Raw genomic sequence first — 16079 nt, forward strand, 5'->3', positions numbered from 1 at the left:
ACAGTGCCAAACTTACTTTTCAGGTGTTAACTGTCCCCCGTCAATATTAAAAATCGTGGGGTCATGGACCAGTTTACGGGCAATGCCACTCAGGCTCGTCGTGGTTAAAAACGTCTGCACCTTATCCTGGATTGCCGTTAATAAGTGGGTTTGACGTGCATCATCCAGCTCGGACAGCACGTCATCCAGTAAGAGTACCGGATACTCCCCCGTTTCTTCCTTCATCAGATCAATTTCCGCCAGCTTCACGCTTAATGCGGTCGTCCGCTGTTGACCCTGCGAACCAAACGTCTGCACGTTTTTACCGTTTACGAAAAATTGAAGGTCATCACGGTGAGCTCCAAACAGCGTCGTTCCCCGTTCAATTTCCTTATCCTGGTTGTCCGCGTAGAGCTTTTGGAGCGCAGCGTAAATCGTCTCCGTATTGGTTAACTGATCCACGGGAATTTTGGTATCGTACTTAAAACTAAGCTGTTCACGCTCCTGTGAAATCTCAAAGTGCAGCTTCTGGGCCCACTTCTCAAGCTTTTTCAGCATATCTAGCCGTTGAAAAACGACTTCGGCGCCGTATGCCGCTAGCTGATCCGACAGGACGCCTAAATAAACCAAATCCTTAGCTCTGTGGTGCTGTAACAAACGCAAATAACGATTCCGCTGCTTTAAAACGTCCCGGTACTGGGCCAGGTTGTAGAGGTACCGGCTGCTCATTTGGCCAAACTCCATATCCACAAACCGGCGCCGAATTGCAGGCGCCCCCTTTACGAGGGATAGATCCTCCGGGGCAAACAAAATAACGTTGAACTGTCCCACATACTGTGAAAGCCTTGCCTGCTCTAAGTGATTGATCTTCGCCTTTTTTCCCCGGGCAGAAAAATCCAGCTCAATCGGTGTCGTCCCCGTTACCTTGACGATTTTGCCACGGACTTGAGCTGTCTTAGCTTCCCAGTTAATCAAATCATGATCATTATGGGTCCGATGACTTCGCGTCAACGCTAAAACGTAAATGGCTTCGAGGAGGTTGGTTTTTCCCTGGGCATTCTCACCCAGTAAAACATTTACTCCGCGACCAAACTGAACGTCAACGTCATCGTAATTTCGAAAATCATGTAACTGCAACTCCTGCAAATACATTATTCACCCTGCTTTGAGCGTATAAAAAATAATCCGACGTCTGGTACGTCGACTGTATCGCCAGGATACAGCTTCCGACCGCGGCGATCATCAGGTTCTGAGTTTACGTTAACAACGTGTTCCCTCAAATACCATTTCGCTTGGCCGCCCGTACTGACTACGGATTCTTCTTTAAGCAATTGACCTAACGTGATGTAGGGCGTGTCGATGAAAACCTCATTTTTCATGATTTCACCCCTCTTTTTTCTTATATTATAAGCTTTTTTTATGAAAAAGTACATGGATATCGCAATTTTAAGCACTTATAGCCCTTAAACAATTTTTTGATAAATTTATCGTTTTGCCCAAAAACGAGCTCAAACGGAAAATTAGCCCCTTTTACCCCGTTTTTAGCTTAAATTTAAGCTGCTCCCCCGTGCCCCTGCCAAGAATGGGGTAAACAGCCAGGGTAGACCAATTATAAAGTTCAGTTTCACAAGCGTAGTTCCGCTTGTTTCAGGCATCATAACAGTTATTTTCACAAACTCGATAAAACGAGCAAAATCGGCAAGTTTAGCTTCACAAACTTTGCCGGTTTCAAAAATTGGTATACATAAAAAAGCGGGTCCCAGAGGGGACCCGCTTGATTTTGATTACATTAAATTTAGTTTGTGAAATTAGAATGTCCGAACGGGCGTAATCAACTGAATAAAGTTCTCGGTATCCTCGGTTGGCACTAGGGTAAAGGGCCGAAGAGCAGAGGTAAACGAGACCTTAATTTCCGTTTGACCAAAGGAACGCAGGGCGTCCTTCATGTAATCAGGGTTGAAGGAAATTTCTAGGTCGTTCCCAGTAAGGTTCTGAGATTCCAACTCCTCTTCCACGTTCCCAACGTCTGGTGAATTTCCGAAGATGGTCACCGCACCATCCGATGGTTTCAACGTTAGTTTCACCACGTTGTTCCGGGATTCGTGGGATAACAGGGAGGCCCGTTCAATGGCGGCTAAAAGTTCCGGTGCATTGAAATCAACCGTCGTATCGCCGTCCTTTGGAATTAACCGGGACGTATCCGGGTAATTTCCCTCCAGTAACCGGGAGTAAAAGGACAGGTCGCCCAGTAAAAAGAGTACCTGGTTTTCCGAAAGCCGCATTTCAACGTCCGGATTGTCTTCACCGATCATCTTTGAAAGTTCGGTCAGACTCTTACCGGGAATAATGACGTCATACGTTTCACTGGTTGGGGCGGGCAGGGCCACTTTGCGTTGGCTCAGTCGGTGACTATCCGTCGCTACGGCCATGAACTGATCGCCGTCCAGTATAAAGTGGACTCCGGTTAAGATTGGTCGGCTTTCCTGGGTGGAAACGGCAATGACCGTTTGGCGAATAATTTCTTTAAAGACATCGCCAGACAGGGTGATGGAATCCGTGGTATCAATTTCTGGTAGGTGAGGGTAGTTATTGGCATCTAGTCCATTGATGGTAAAGGATGCCGTCCCCGAAGTAATTTCAGTTTGAAACCCATCCACAACGTTTAGGGTCATGGTATCCGTAGGTAATCGTTTGACAATTTCACTGAAAAACCGGGCGGGGAGCACAATGGCCCCCGTATCTTCAATGTCTAACTGGTTATCGGCATCATCCGTATGAATTAACGTTTCGATAGAAATGTCAGCGTTGGACCCCGTTAAGGTAAGGCCATTTTCAGCAGCAACAATCTTTAACCCCGTTAAAATCGGGATGGTCGTCTTAGACGAAATAGCACGCGACACGTTATTAAGCTCTTTAACAAATGAGGCTCGGTTAATGGAAAACTTCATGACGAAGGAACACTCCTTTATGACAGGTTAGGTTATTTAATTTAAGTAATTAAAAGATAGAAGCAGTAGTAGGGCGGTGGATAATGTGGATAACTATGGTTGATTAACGTCACATATGGGGTTGCAAGGTGTGGATAACTTGTGGATAACTTTTTGAGTTACGCACCTTTATCCACACCACCTTATTTCTCGCCGCCTCAATTTTACTTCAAATTCGGGTAAATTAAACCCAAAAAGAGCAGCCAAACCACTTTTTTCTGATCAAAATGGTTATTTTGGCTGCTTCGGGGTAAGAAAGGGCGGTACCCGAGTTAATTAATGCTGTAATTCACTCTTTAAATCGCCAATTTCTTTTTGCAACGCATCGTCGGATTTTAGCTGGTCGGCAATTTTATCGTACGCGTGAATAACCGTTGTATGGTCCTTTCCGCCAAACTCGTTGCCGATTTTAGGCAGGGATGAATCGGTTAGTTCTCGGGATAAGTACATCGCAATTTGCCGGGGCATAACGATGGTTTTGACCCGTTTTTTACCCTTCAGGTCCGCAACGGAAACGTGGTAGTAATTGGCGACCTTAGTCATAATGACGGGAATCGTCAGTTGAGTCACTTTATCCGTCAGGTTGAGACTTTGAAGGGCGTCCGCGACTAGATCCGTTGTAATTGGGGCGCTTTTAAGGCGGGAATAGGCCTGAACCCGGGCTAATGCCCCCTCGAGTTCACGCACGTTGGAATCAATTTGGCCCGCAATGTAACTGAGTGTGTCATCAGGGATGTCAATTCGGTCAGCATTGGCCTTGTTACGCAGAATGGCAATCCGGGTTTCTAAGTCGGGTGGGGTAATATCAACGGATAAGCCCCATGCGAACCGGGAAACGAGCCGGTCCTGCAGCTTAGGAATTTCGTTTGGCAACCGGTCAGACGTTAATACGATCTGCTTGTTGTCGTTATACAATGAATTGAAGGTATGGAAAAATTCTTCTTGGGTACCCTCTTTATCAGCAAAAAATTGAATATCATCAACCAGTAAAAGGTCGACGTTGCGGTATTCTTGACGAAATTCTTCCTGCGAGTGGGTTTGAATTGCATTAATAAAGTCATTTGTGAAGGCTTCGCTTGTCACGTACTTTACTTTAGTGCTTGGATTATCATCGATCATTTTGTTGCCAATCGCGTGCATCAAGTGGGTTTTCCCCAGTCCGACGCCTCCATAAAGCAAAAGCGGATTGTACATGGCGCCGGGTTCCTCGGAGACAACCAACGCCGCTGCGTGGGCCATCTGATTCCCCTTACCAATAACAAACGTGTCAAACGTATACTTTGAATTCAGCTGAATATCCTTACGGAAAGTTGGCGTGTCGCTGTTAGCTGTAGTCGAGGCTGGCGCTTTAGCAACAGGCCGCTTTAACTCTTCTTCGAGAACTAAAACCGGCTGAATGTCTTCGTGAGTGGCTTGGTATGCATATTCTACCAATTGCTGGTCCATCTTATTTGACTTCCAGTAATCACGATGCAGGGCTGACGGTAGTTCAATCGTCAGTTGATTTCCATCAAGTGCAACTGGCTTGGCAGTATTGACCCAGGTTTCGTAGGCAGTTGGCGCACTGCGCTTTTTAAACTGCTCAGCAACCTCGGCCCACAATGTTTCCATATCGAGCACTGATGAATCCCCCTAATTTGAAATGTAAGTTCAGTGTATCATGCGAAAAAAAAGTTTTCCACAGGCATTTTTAGACTGTGACTAATGTTTCACAGGGAGTGCACAAGTTATCCACAAGCGAAATTTACATGTGGATAACTAGAGACGAAAAAGAAGTTATGCCCAGTAACATGTGAATAAGTATCGTTGACGTACCAATCGATCAACATGTTTTCCACAAAAAAATGAAAGCTGTTTAAAAAATTGTTAACGGGGTGTGGAATGGTGGATAACTCTGTGGGTTACCTGTGATTTACGTTTGAAAGAATTTCGAGTTTTCCACAAGCATTGTTCATGAAACAAATTTTTACCCACAAGTTTTTTTCCGTTAAGCTTTAATTTCAGGTTTTCAGGGAGTAAGTTTTGTGATACTATATTCTAGAAATGCATTTCGTGAGAGATTCATTTGTTTAGAAAAAAGAATAAGGAGGTGTTTCAATAATGAAACGGACTTTCCAACCAAAGAAGCGTCACCGTTCACGTGTACACGGCTTCCGTAAGCGGATGAGCACCAGCAATGGTCGTAGTGTCTTAGCACGTCGTCGTCGCAAAGGACGCAAAGTTTTGTCTGCATAGGCCACTGACCGTCAGTGGTCTTTTTATTTTATCTGGGACGGTACTGGAACTCTAATGCCGCTCGGACTATAACTGATCATTCAGTTAAGCCGGGCGGATTTCTTGTTTATAAGGAATTTGCCCGGCATCGTACATGTTAATGTAAATAATAGAAGTTTTTCTATGTTGGAGATGTACCATGCGAAAATCTTACCGGATAAAGAAAGAGTCGGAATTCCAGGCGGTATTTAACCTCAAGAATTCGGTAGCTAACCGGATGTTTGTGGTTTATACGATGGAAAAGCCGGGCCAGCCGCATTTTCGGGTCGGAATCTCCGTTGGTAAGAAAATTGGTAACGCTGTCCACCGAAACTGGGTTAAACGCCGGATTCGGCAGTCTTTGTTAGAGTTAAAACCCTACATCAAGCCGGACGTTGATTTTCTGGTCATCGCTCGTAAGCGGGCCGATGGCATATCAATGGCGGATGCCAAACAAAATCTGATCCACGTGCTTAAGCTGGCACATTTGTTAGATCCTAACTACAGTGAGGAAGAAAAGTGAAAACGAAAAACAAAAAAACGCGAGCAATGCTTGCGATTTCTAGTTTAGCCTTCCTGCTAGCGGCCTGTGGAACCACGCCAATTACGAACCATAGCTCTGGATTATGGGACGGATTAATTGTCCTGAACTTCTCCCGGGCCATCATCTGGTTAGCAGATCTCTTTGGCGGGTCATATGGAATGGGAATTATCGTCTTCACGGTGATTGTGAAGATCCTTCTGTTGCCACTGATGATTTTCCAAACGCGCAGCATGCAAAAGACGCAGGAAATTCAGCCGCAGTTAAAGGCGTTACAGAAAAAGTATTCATCTCGTGACCGTGAAACGATGGCAAAATTACAAGAAGAACAGCAGAAGCTCTACTCCGAGTCAGGGGTGCATCCCTTAGCTGGATGTCTGCCATTAGTTGTTCAGCTTCCCATTATTTGGGCCTTGTATCAAGCTATTTCCCGGACACATGTGTTGAGAACAGGTTCGTTCTTATGGATGAACTTGGGACAACCTGATCCTTACTTCATCATGCCAATCTTGGCGGCGTTCTTCACGTTCGTGACCTCTTGGTTATCCATGAAGTCACAACCAGAATCAAACGCCATGAGCACGACGATGATCGTCTTTATGCCAATCGTGATCTTCTTTACGGCCCTCAATGTTCCTTCCGCTATCTCCCTTTACTGGGTGGTAACGAATGTGTTCCAAGCCTTCCAAACGTTATTGATTCAGAACCCTTGGAAGATTCAACGGGACCGGGACGAAAAAGCTCAGGAAGAGGAACGCCGGCAACGCGAAATTAGGAATGCCGTTCGGAAAGCTAAGCGAAGCAAACGGAAATAACCAGGAACGACGTTTTCTGATGACTGTCGAAACAGTCATTGGGAAATGTCGTTTTTTTTGATTATCTTTAGTTATAACTTTTAAACGAAACAATGATCATTATTGATAATAACTAAAAAGGCAAAGTGGCAGTCTATCTAGGGAATGGTATACTTAAGGAAGAAAATCAGCGGGTCCTCGTGGACGGCCCAAAAGGAGAATTGATAATGACACGGTTTAAAGGTGAAACAGTTGAGGCAGCAGTACAAAAAGGCCTAGCGGATTTTGCGACCCAAAGGGAAAACGTTAAAATAACGGTCGTTTCTGAACCGAAGAGGGGCTTTTTGGGGTTTGGCAAACGGCCGGCTGAGGTCGAGATAACTTTGATTTCTGCTCCTCAGTCAGAAGTTGCACCAGCTTTAACGACATCAGATCGAGCCCCTGAAACTATCACTCAACCTGGGGCGCCGAAGGAAGCAGATCAGACGTTATCTGAGGCCACCCAGCAAGTTACGAAAATTACGGGAGCCGCGACGGAGGTCACAGCATATTTAACCGATATTATTAGTCACTTGGGGATTCCGGTTGATCTCACGGATCAAACGACTCATCGACACATTAAAGTTGATATTCAAACGCCGCAAGAGGGGTTATTGATTGGCAAGCACGGACGGACCATTAACGCCCTACAAACGTTGGCCCAAATGTACCTTAATCACCATCGAGCTTCCCATTTTACGGTGGAACTGGATATTGCGGGGTACCGCGAACGACGGGAACAAACCCTAGAACAGCTAGCCGACCGGACGGCTCGAAGGGCAGTTGCGGATGGTAAGCCGGTTTATTTAGATCCCATGCCATCCTTTGAGCGCAAGGTGATTCACGCCACGCTAGCGGAAAATGAATTTGTCACCACTTATTCAGCTGGCCGCGAACCCCGTCGTTCCGTTGTTGTTGCCCCAAGGTAATTCTTCATTAAGCCGTTGTATATTAAGCTAGTCGTCGCGTTAATTGGACGGCTAGCTTTTTGTGTGGGCGTTATTAGTAGAAATAATTTAGGTGGGGGGAGTCTCACACATCCCATAACGTGCTCCGTCAAGTAGACTTCTGCGGCTAACAAGATGATGGAAAAAGGTTCTGAGAACCAAACCTCTCTCCATCATCACGTTAGTCCTCAAAGTCTGACCACTTGACACCACACTTCCCATAACGTGCTCGCCTTCCCAGATTTCTGCGGTTAACCAGATAAGAAGAAATTGGCAAAGAGCACCAACCTCTTCTTATCCCGTTAATCCTCAAAATCTAAGTGGGGGAGTCTCACACTTCCCATTGACAAAACACTCGTTTGCCTTTATATTAGAACCAATCATTCTTATCTTAATAGATAAAGTAGTGAAAGTGCTTTATCCGCGTCTTTTAGGTAGCGTGGAGCGGGCGCTTTTTTTGTTGCTTATTAAGACACGCCAGGAATGTTTAACTACTATTATCTGAAACTTCAAGGAGGTTTTCATATGACGACGACAACTGAATTTGATACCATTGCCGCAATTTCAACGCCACCTGGTGAGGGTGGAATTGCAATTATCCGTGTCAGCGGAGATGAGGTGTTTGACGTTGTTGAACCCCTGTTTCGTGGTAAGGACTTACGGCAGGTAGCTGCGAACACCATTAACTACGGTCACATTATTGATCCAGACAATCAAAATGAAGTGGTCGATGAAGTAATGGTTTCCGTTTACCGGGCGCCGCATACTTATACACGTGAAGACGTTGTTGAAATTAACTGTCATGGTGGACTGCTTTCCACCAACCGAATTTTACAGCTGACCTTAAGTCACGGGGCTCGAATGGCTGAACCTGGTGAATTTACCAAGCGGGCGTTTTTAAACGGGCGCCTTGATTTAACCCAGGCGGAATCCGTTATGGATTTGATCCGGGCTAAAACGGATCGGTCCATGAAGGTGGCTTTAAACCAACTGGATGGCAACCTATCCCACCTCATACGTAACTTGCGTCAGGACATCCTGGACGTTCTGGCCCAGGTGGAGGTCAACATTGATTACCCGGAGTATGATGACGCCGAAGTCATGACCACTAAGTTATTGATGGAAAAGGCGCAGGAAGTTAAGGGACAAATCACCCAACTATTGGCGACAGCCAAGGAGGGGAAGATTCTGCGCGATGGGTTGGCGACGGCCATTGTTGGGCGGCCAAACGTGGGGAAATCAAGCCTGCTTAACCACTTGCTGCACGAAGATAAAGCCATTGTCACGGATGTTCCAGGAACGACACGGGACTCAATTGAAGAGTACGTCAACGTTAAGAACGTTCCGCTTAAACTGGTTGATACGGCAGGAATCCGGGAAACGGCTGATAAGGTTGAAAAAATCGGGGTTGACCGAGCTAAAAAAGCGATTCAAACGGCGGATTTAATCTTAATGGTTTTAAACGCCAGCGAACCTTTATCTGCTGAGGATCAAGAACTTTTGGAAGCCACTAAGGGCAGCCAACGGATTGTGATTCTGAATAAGACGGATTTACCCATCCAATTGGATATGGCCCAGTTAACTAAGTTAGTCCCGGATGCTAAGATCATCCAAACGGCGGTCACGGCCGATCAAGGGCTAGATGAATTAGAAACGACGATTTCCAACATGTTCTTTAATGAAGGAATTGACCGGAATAATAGTGTCATGGTGACGAATTCCCGGCAAATTGGGCTGTTACACCAAGCTAATGATGCCCTGGATGATGTGATGTCTGGAATTGCGGCTGGAATGCCAGTGGACCTCGTGCAAATTGATATGACGCGTACTTGGAGTCTGCTGGGTGAAATAACCGGTGATAGCTACCAAGACGAATTAATTGATCAATTATTCTCCCAATTCTGTTTAGGAAAATAGGATGTTTCATGTGAAACACCGGATGAATTAGCGAAAGGAACGATTAGTTTAATGCCAGAAGTAGTACAATATGCGGCCGGCGACTTTGACGTGATTGTCGTTGGGGCGGGACATGCAGGTAGCGAAGCCGCGCTTGCAGCCGCACGCATGGGAAATAAAACCATGCTCATTACCATTAACCTGGATATGGTAGCGTTTATGCCGTGTAACCCGTCGGTCGGTGGGCCGGCGAAGGGAATTGTCGTCCGTGAAATCGATGCGCTTGGCGGCGAAATGGCCAAGAACATTGATAAAACGTACGTTCAAATGCGGATGCTGAATACCGGGAAGGGTCCGGCAGTTCGGGCACTTAGAGCCCAAGCTGATAAGCATGCCTACCACAATGAAATGAAGCACACCCTGGAAAAGGAACCGAACTTGACCCTGCGTCAGGGGATCGTGGATGATCTAGTGGTTGAAGACGGTGAGTGTAAGGGGATCGTGACGAATACGGGAGCCGTATATACGGCTAAGTCCGTGGTGATTGCAGCGGGAACGGCGGCGCGAGGCCGGATTATTATTGGTGAACTGATGTATTCAAGCGGCCCCAATAATTCACAACCCGCGCTCGAACTCACTAAGAACTTAAAGGATAAGTACGGGTTTAGGCTCGAACGGTTTAAGACGGGAACTCCGCCACGGGTGGATGGAACGACCATTCACTACGATGAAACGGAGGAACAGCCCGGGGATGCCGATGTCCATCATTTTAGTTATGAAACGAAGGATGAGGACTACCTGGACGTTAAGAACCAGCTTTCCTGCTGGTTAACCTACACCAACGAGAAAACGCATGATATTATCCGCGAAAACTTAGATCGGGCCCCCATGTTTACGGGTGTGATTGAGGGGGTTGGTCCCCGGTATTGCCCATCCATTGAGGACAAGATCGTTCGGTTTGCTGATAAGAAGCGCCACCAGCTATTCTTAGAGCCAGAGGGCCGGACAACGGAAGAATGGTACGTTCAGGGACTTTCCACTAGTCTGCCAGAGGAAGTTCAGCAGAAGATGGTCCGGTCAATTAAGGGGTTGGAAGACGCTCGGATGATGCGGCCGGGGTACGCTATTGAATACGACGTTGTTGCACCATACCAATTGCGACCAACCCTGGAGACCAAGTTGGTGAAGAACCTGTATACCGCCGGCCAAACGAACGGAACGTCCGGGTACGAGGAAGCTGCCGGTCAGGGACTGCTAGCCGGCATTAACGCTGGGTTACGCGCCCTAGGTAAGGCCCCCCTCGTGTTAAAACGGAGCGACGCCTACATTGGGGTGATGGTCGATGACTTAGTGACTAAGGGAACGAACGAGCCCTACCGGTTGTTAACCAGCCGGGCGGAGTACCGGTTAATTCTGCGTCACGATAACGCCGATTTACGCCTCACTGAAATCGGGCACGAAATTGGGCTGATTGATGATCGTCGCTACCAGGCGTTCTTAGACAAGAAGGCTCAGATTGCCGCTGAGATGACCCGGCTAGAGCAGATTCGCCTAAAGCCAGGGGATGCCGTTGATGATTTTATTGTTAGTCATGGTGACAAACCGCTAAAGGATAGTCTTACGGCGGCTGATTTTCTACGGCGTCCTTACGTAACATACGACGTTCTCCTTGATTTTATTCCAGCACCTGAGACGCCGTTGGATCATTGGCTGACGGAAGAAATCGAGATTCAAATGAAGTATGCCGGCTACATCAAGAAGGCGGAAGAGGGAGTTGCCAAGCTGAAAAAAGCGGAGGCTAAGAAAATCCCTGACAATATCGATTATCTGGCCATTGAAGGATTAGCGACCGAAGCCCGTCAAAAACTTCAGAAGATTAACCCAGAAACGGTCGCTCAGGCGAGCCGAATTAGCGGGGTTAATCCGGCCGACCTGGCAATTTTAAGTGTGTACATTAAGCACGGGCAAATTGCTAAGGTGACGGATCAAGCGCAGTAACCCAAATAAATTATTCCAAATAATAAAGCGGTTCGCCCGGTTGATCTCTACGTTGAGATTCCCAGGACGAGCCGCTTTATTTTGGTTGTTTCATATGAAACATTACGGATTTATAAAGGTCCAAACTTTTCGTTAAAATGAAGGCAGATTAATTGAAACTTTGATTCGAGGTTACGATAATAAGCATAGCACAGTAGTCGATTGGAGGGATCACCATGAATTTAATGGTTGCCGATTCAGCACGAAAAAAAATAGCTCCGCTTTTAGGGCCCCACACGCGGGTTCTACTAAGTTTAGATGACGGCGTAGGCCCCTATTCTCATCATGGCTTAGTCGCTTTAGAGGTGGATTTTATGTTGGTCATCATTCGGGATGATATGCCATTCGAAGATTATAATACCCCGATTGAAACGAATATGGGGACCTGGTACGCTAAGGATTATTCCGTTCGCCAGTTGGGTCAAAATATGACGCTTTCCCTGCAGCCGACGTATAACACATTGCAATTAAAGGCTGATGGTGAAATGATTGATGACAGCATCGGGATTGAAGATTTAACCGGACAGAAATAAAACTAAATTGTAATTAATAATTTAAATTAGTTGTTATTAATAATAAAAAGCGAGTTCTAAAGGGGTGACACAATGATTTATCGTGGTGAACCGTTAGATATTTTAAGCACGCTTGATTTTCAAGGCCGATATCCATTAATGGAGGCCGTTGTTCATTTGGCCCACCGCTTAAATATCCCACGGCTAAAGGCGGCGGTCACGGCAACGGCGAGCGTCGTACCAGAGATTTACGGGGGGTATAGTTTGAAACGAAACCGGTTTGACACCCCAAAGCGGGATGACTTAACGGTTGTACAAGAATACGCTAGTTTTCAGGACCCTGAGCGAGCCTCCCTTGACCTGTTAGCTGGTCCGCAGCTCCAGGTTCAAGTGATTCATCACGATGATGCGGATGTTCTTCGGATTTTTATAAGCCACCTCGTGACGGATGGCGTGGGATTTAAGAACTACCTTTACTTACTTGCAGCGGCGTATAACGGGGATGATATTTCCACCATCAGGAACGATCGCAGTGTGCGATCGATTCTGGCCGGCCTGAAAAAGCGGTCCCACGTTGAAGTGGATCAGGAAGAAACCGAGATTGCTTCGGACTGGCAGCCGATTCCCGGCGGGGTTCATTACCATAACGGTAAAATTACAATTGGTCAGCGCAGTTTTAAACGGATTGAGCAGGCCAGTCAAACCCATGATTTTAGCGTTGAAGAGGTTGTGTTAGCTGCATATGCGAAGGCTATTAACGTCCTAACGGGCAAGCAAAGGCTTCAAATACCATTCCCCGTGAATCTTCGGCAGTTTAATCCCGCACGTTTTTCGGATCAGACCGTTCAAATTGCGAATTTAACGGGACAGCTGCTTGTTTCCGTTCAAATTCATATTTACGATACCTTTGATACCATCTTACAGCGGGTTCATGACACGATTGAAACCATGATTGATCAGCAGCAGTACCTTAACGTTATTCCGGCTTTGCAGCGACTAAGCCGGTGGGCGACCCCGGATATGATGCGCCGGATGATTGCCAGAAACCAACCCCTGCGCCACGTTTCGTTCGAGGCGTTTGGGGAGGTTGATGCTAACCGGTTTATGTTTGACCAGATTCCGGTGGCGGGCGTTTACCTGACCGATTCGTTTCGAACGATGCCGGACTTCCGGCTGACGATGAGTTCGTTTAACGACAGCTGCACGCTATCGTTTCGGATGCTTGGATCAGAGCAGGATTACCAACAGGGGCTAAAAGTCCTGAACAATATGGAAAGTACGCTAACGATGTGGGCCCAAAAAATCTCACAGGATTAAATGAACTACCAGTAAGAAGCCGGTCCCTTTAATTGCCAAGACAATTGAATCGGGGCCCGCTTCTTATTTTGTCAGGTGGGAGTGCGTAACTAGCAAGGAGGAAAACATGAAGTTTATTGACCGAGAAGTCCCGTTTGTGGCGGCTCAAACCCAGTTTGTGAAACAGCAACAATTAAACCTTTCCTATGCCGAGGGTGACCGGCACCAATTAGACGTTTACTTGCCAAACGAAGGGGCGGGCCCGTTTCCGACCATCATTGATATATACGGGGGCGGCCTCTACTTTGGGGAGAAGAGTTCACATAAAATGGAAGGGGCCCTTCGGCTTTTAGAACGTGGGTTTGCGGTGGTTTCGCCAAATTATTCGCTGTCGTGGCAACGCCGGTACCCGGCCCAAATTTTTGAAATTAAGGCGGCCATTCGGTACGTCCGGGCCCACGCCAAGGGTCTGCAGCTTGATCCTGACAACTTCTTTTTAATGGGGGAATCCTCCGGGGCCCAGTTAGCCATGATGGTGGCAGCAACGGATGCCGTTTCTGAAATGCAAAACGACTTAGGCGGAAATTTGACGGTTGACAGCCGGGTCAACGCGGTGATTGCTTCGTACGGCCCCTATGACTTCCGGCTGATGCGGCCCCAGTTTGAAACATTAGGGATCACCCCGAAGTTTCCGGAGACCGGGGCGGCCGATTCGTTTGAAGGTATGATGTTTGGAAAAACGAAGCCAGCGAACGCAAAGGCCGCCGTGGCAAAGGCCAACCCAGCTAACTGGTTAACGCCACAGATGCCGCCGGTGCTCCTATACGCGGGTACGGCGGATGCCGTGGTTCCCTACATCCAAAGCGTTAACCTGGCGAGCGAACTCGTGAGTGTCCTAGGTGAACGAAAGGTGGAATGGCACTGGCTTGAAGGTGCCCACCACGGCCCAGCCGACTTTTTGACACCGGTGGTTTACGACCAAAAAGAAGCTTTCCTCCGGCGCTTTGAAACGGCAACGGAATGAAGGGTGTGGAAAGCCTCGCTAACTCTCGAGGATTAACGTAAGCAGAAAAAAATACTGGGCTTTAGTATTATTTGCTGCTTGGGTTAACCGGAAAGAGTTGAGGCTTGGAACCCGACTGAGGGTGTGGAACCGTTCGGTAGATCTTGAGGATTAACGGGGTCATCGAAAAATGCTGGGCTTGGGCATTATTCGATGACCTGGTTAAACGCAGAGATCTGAGCGGTGGAACCCAACTAAAGGGTGTGGAGTCACTCGGTAGAGCTTGAGGATTAACGTAAGAAACAAAATATGCTGGGCTTTAGCATAATTTGTTTCTTGGGTTATCCGCAGAGATCTGAGTGATGGAACCTAACTAAAGGGTATGGAGACCCTCGGTAGATCTTGAGGCTTGCACCCCGACTAACCACCCCAAATAAGGATGATGACCAAGATCGATCTTGGTCATCATCCTTATTTGGGGTGGTATAAATGTTTGATTTTAGTGTTCTTACGACGTTTAGGGCCTTAGACTGTGGGTTTTAATTCACTGGTATGGGTTAAACCGAGGGCTAATGCGGCCGAGATCAGCATCCAGATGGCCATCGAGGCGTATGATCCCGGCTTGCCTAGTCCGACGAGCGGCGAGGCTAAGCCGCCTAACCCATCCTGAGAAAGGCCGATGAGGGCTGAAACGCTGCCGGCGTTGGCCGTTGCGTTTTCGAGAATTAAGGATCCCGAGAGGGTTAATCCGGCGCCGTTCAATAATAAAATAATGAAGAGCAGGGATACCACTAACCATAACTGTTGGGGGAAGAACAGCGACAGCACTAAGCAGCCCGTGGCAAGCAGGGTCAGCCGCAGCACCCAGATGAGCTGCCGCCGGTTGTCTAAGCGACCCACTAACCGGGCAGGGATGGCACTCCCGAGCGCCATGGCAAGTCCGTTCATGGCGTATAACCAGCTAAAGGCCTGGGCGGACATGCCAAAACCGTGTTGAAAGACGAAGGAGGACGCCGAAATGTAGCAGAATAAAATGGCGTAGATGAGCCCGGTCACGAGGAGCATGGCGTCAAACCGGGGATGCGTTAACAGTTTTCCCATGGCGGCAAAGGAGCTCCGCAGGCTGCCCGTTGACCGTTTGTCCATCGGTAAGCTTTCGGGTAGCCCGATGGCGACGGCCAGGGTAATGAGAATCCCGATGAGGGTTAAGAGCCAGAAGATACCTTCCCACGGCACAACGGCGATGAGCATGCCACCAATGAGGGGGGCGATGATGGGGAAGAGGCCGTTCACCGCATTAAGCATGGCGTAAAACCGGGTTAATTGGTTGCCGGAAAAGAGGTCCGAGGTTACCGCCCGCGACAGAACCTGGCCGGCCGCTCCAGCCGCCCCCTGAATAAACCGGAGGGCGATTAAGACGCCGATGCTATGGGAAAGGGTAATGAGAAACGAGGCGATGGCAAACGTGGCAAAGCCGGCTAAGAGCATCTTCTTTCGGCCGTACCGATCCGATAACGGGCCCCAAAAAACCTGGCCTAACGCGAGGCCAACTAAGCAGGCGGTAATACTAAGCTGCATGAGTGAAGCGCTGGTATGAAACTGGGTCGTCATCTGCGGCAGAGCCGGCATGTAAAGGTCGATGGAGAGAGGGCCGGTTGCGCTGATCGTCCCTAAAAGCAGGGTGAGCCACGTTGCCCGTGAACGGTTTGTATGGGCCAAAAATTGTCAATCCTTTCATTCCCGGTCCGCTATTGTGAATAAGGAAGTGCGCCCGCAAATCACCGGGTGCACTTCC

14 protein-coding genes are annotated in these 16079 nt (G+C 47.8%); 9 read left to right on the plus strand and 5 right to left on the minus strand.

The window, feature by feature from the left end; all coding sequences use genetic code 11:
- Positions 1-12: 12 nt before the first annotated feature.
- The 4 genes from recF to dnaA all read right to left on the minus strand — a co-directional run bounded on the left by recF (position 13) and on the right by dnaA (position 4586).
- Positions 13-1131: a DNA replication/repair protein RecF gene (recF, locus tag DCM90_RS06255; RefSeq protein WP_109250468.1), complete on the minus strand. Its 1119-nt coding sequence runs from the start codon at positions 1129-1131 to the stop codon at positions 13-15.
- Positions 1131-1358, minus strand: a complete 228-nt coding sequence (gene yaaA / locus DCM90_RS06260; protein ID WP_109250469.1) for a S4 domain-containing protein YaaA — start codon at positions 1356-1358, stop codon at positions 1131-1133. The genes recF and yaaA overlap by 1 nt, the downstream gene beginning before the upstream one ends.
- Positions 1359-1787: 429 nt before the next feature.
- A complete protein-coding gene (dnaN, locus tag DCM90_RS06265; RefSeq protein WP_109250470.1) occupies positions 1788-2927 on the minus strand; it encodes a DNA polymerase III subunit beta in 1140 nt (379 codons plus the stop codon).
- Positions 2928-3242: 315 nt separating this feature from the next.
- Positions 3243-4586: a chromosomal replication initiator protein DnaA gene (dnaA, locus tag DCM90_RS06270; protein WP_109250471.1), complete on the minus strand. Its 1344-nt coding sequence runs from the start codon at positions 4584-4586 to the stop codon at positions 3243-3245.
- A gap of 480 nt (positions 4587-5066) precedes the next feature.
- Here dnaA and rpmH point away from each other — a divergent pair, with 480 nt between their 5' ends.
- From rpmH to DCM90_RS06315, 9 genes are all read left to right on the plus strand, one after another.
- The gene (gene rpmH / locus DCM90_RS06275; protein WP_109250472.1) at positions 5067-5201 is read left to right on the plus strand and encodes a 50S ribosomal protein L34; all 135 of its coding nucleotides are present in this window, start codon (positions 5067-5069) and stop codon (positions 5199-5201) included.
- A gap of 178 nt (positions 5202-5379) precedes the next feature.
- Positions 5380-5742, plus strand: coding sequence for a ribonuclease P protein component (rnpA, locus tag DCM90_RS06280; RefSeq protein WP_109250473.1), 363 nt, complete (start codon positions 5380-5382; stop codon positions 5740-5742).
- Positions 5739-6575: a YidC/Oxa1 family membrane protein insertase gene (locus DCM90_RS06285; protein WP_109250474.1), complete on the plus strand. Its 837-nt coding sequence runs from the start codon at positions 5739-5741 to the stop codon at positions 6573-6575. Before rnpA ends, DCM90_RS06285 begins: the two co-directional genes overlap by 4 nt.
- 206 nt (positions 6576-6781) lie before the next feature.
- On the plus strand, positions 6782-7522 hold the full coding sequence (gene jag, locus DCM90_RS06290; protein ID WP_109250475.1) for an RNA-binding cell elongation regulator Jag/EloR: 741 nt from the start codon (positions 6782-6784) through the stop codon (positions 7520-7522).
- A 543-nt stretch (positions 7523-8065) separates the two neighbouring features.
- Entirely contained in the window at positions 8066-9457 is a 1392-nt protein-coding gene (mnmE, locus tag DCM90_RS06295) for a tRNA uridine-5-carboxymethylaminomethyl(34) synthesis GTPase MnmE (protein WP_109250476.1), read from the plus strand.
- Positions 9458-9508: 51 nt separating this feature from the next.
- Positions 9509-11434 (plus strand): tRNA uridine-5-carboxymethylaminomethyl(34) synthesis enzyme MnmG, encoded by a 1926-nt coding sequence (gene mnmG, locus DCM90_RS06300; RefSeq protein ID WP_109250477.1) that lies wholly within the window; start codon positions 9509-9511, stop codon positions 11432-11434.
- A gap of 215 nt (positions 11435-11649) precedes the next feature.
- On the plus strand, positions 11650-12006 hold the full coding sequence (locus DCM90_RS06305) for an iron-sulfur cluster biosynthesis family protein (RefSeq protein ID WP_109250478.1): 357 nt from the start codon (positions 11650-11652) through the stop codon (positions 12004-12006).
- A gap of 72 nt (positions 12007-12078) precedes the next feature.
- A complete protein-coding gene (locus DCM90_RS06310) occupies positions 12079-13302 on the plus strand; it encodes a hypothetical protein (protein ID WP_109250479.1) in 1224 nt (407 codons plus the stop codon).
- A 106-nt stretch (positions 13303-13408) separates the two neighbouring features.
- The gene (locus DCM90_RS06315; protein WP_109250480.1) at positions 13409-14305 is read left to right on the plus strand and encodes an alpha/beta hydrolase; all 897 of its coding nucleotides are present in this window, start codon (positions 13409-13411) and stop codon (positions 14303-14305) included.
- 504 nt (positions 14306-14809) lie between these two features.
- Here DCM90_RS06315 and DCM90_RS06320 read toward each other — a convergent pair.
- Positions 14810-16003, minus strand: coding sequence for a multidrug effflux MFS transporter (locus DCM90_RS06320; RefSeq protein ID WP_109250481.1), 1194 nt, complete (start codon positions 16001-16003; stop codon positions 14810-14812).
- Between the last annotated feature and the right edge of the window lie 76 nt (positions 16004-16079).

Origin of the sequence: Levilactobacillus bambusae (assembly GCF_003124125.1) — a bacterium.
Taxonomy (GTDB): Bacteria; Bacillota; Bacilli; order Lactobacillales; family Lactobacillaceae; genus Levilactobacillus; species Levilactobacillus bambusae.

Excerpts from the sequence above, each read along its gene's own strand:
- recF (WP_109250468.1), bottom strand. The coding sequence starts at position 1,131 with ATGTATTTGCAGGAGTTGCAGTTACATGATTTTCGAAATTACGATGAC.
- rnpA (WP_109250473.1), top strand. The coding sequence starts at position 5,380 with ATGCGAAAATCTTACCGGATAAAGAAAGAGTCGGAATTCCAGGCGGTA.
- jag (WP_109250475.1), top strand. The coding sequence starts at position 6,782 with ATGACACGGTTTAAAGGTGAAACAGTTGAGGCAGCAGTACAAAAAGGC.
- rpmH (WP_109250472.1), top strand. The coding sequence starts at position 5,067 with ATGAAACGGACTTTCCAACCAAAGAAGCGTCACCGTTCACGTGTACAC.
- yaaA (WP_109250469.1), bottom strand. The coding sequence starts at position 1,358 with ATGAAAAATGAGGTTTTCATCGACACGCCCTACATCACGTTAGGTCAA.
- DCM90_RS06315 (WP_109250480.1), top strand. The coding sequence starts at position 13,409 with ATGAAGTTTATTGACCGAGAAGTCCCGTTTGTGGCGGCTCAAACCCAG.
- DCM90_RS06310 (WP_109250479.1), top strand. The coding sequence starts at position 12,079 with ATGATTTATCGTGGTGAACCGTTAGATATTTTAAGCACGCTTGATTTT.
- dnaN (WP_109250470.1), bottom strand. The coding sequence starts at position 2,927 with ATGAAGTTTTCCATTAACCGAGCCTCATTTGTTAAAGAGCTTAATAAC.
- mnmE (WP_109250476.1), top strand. The coding sequence starts at position 8,066 with ATGACGACGACAACTGAATTTGATACCATTGCCGCAATTTCAACGCCA.
- mnmG (WP_109250477.1), top strand. The coding sequence starts at position 9,509 with ATGCCAGAAGTAGTACAATATGCGGCCGGCGACTTTGACGTGATTGTC.
- DCM90_RS06305 (WP_109250478.1), top strand. The coding sequence starts at position 11,650 with ATGAATTTAATGGTTGCCGATTCAGCACGAAAAAAAATAGCTCCGCTT.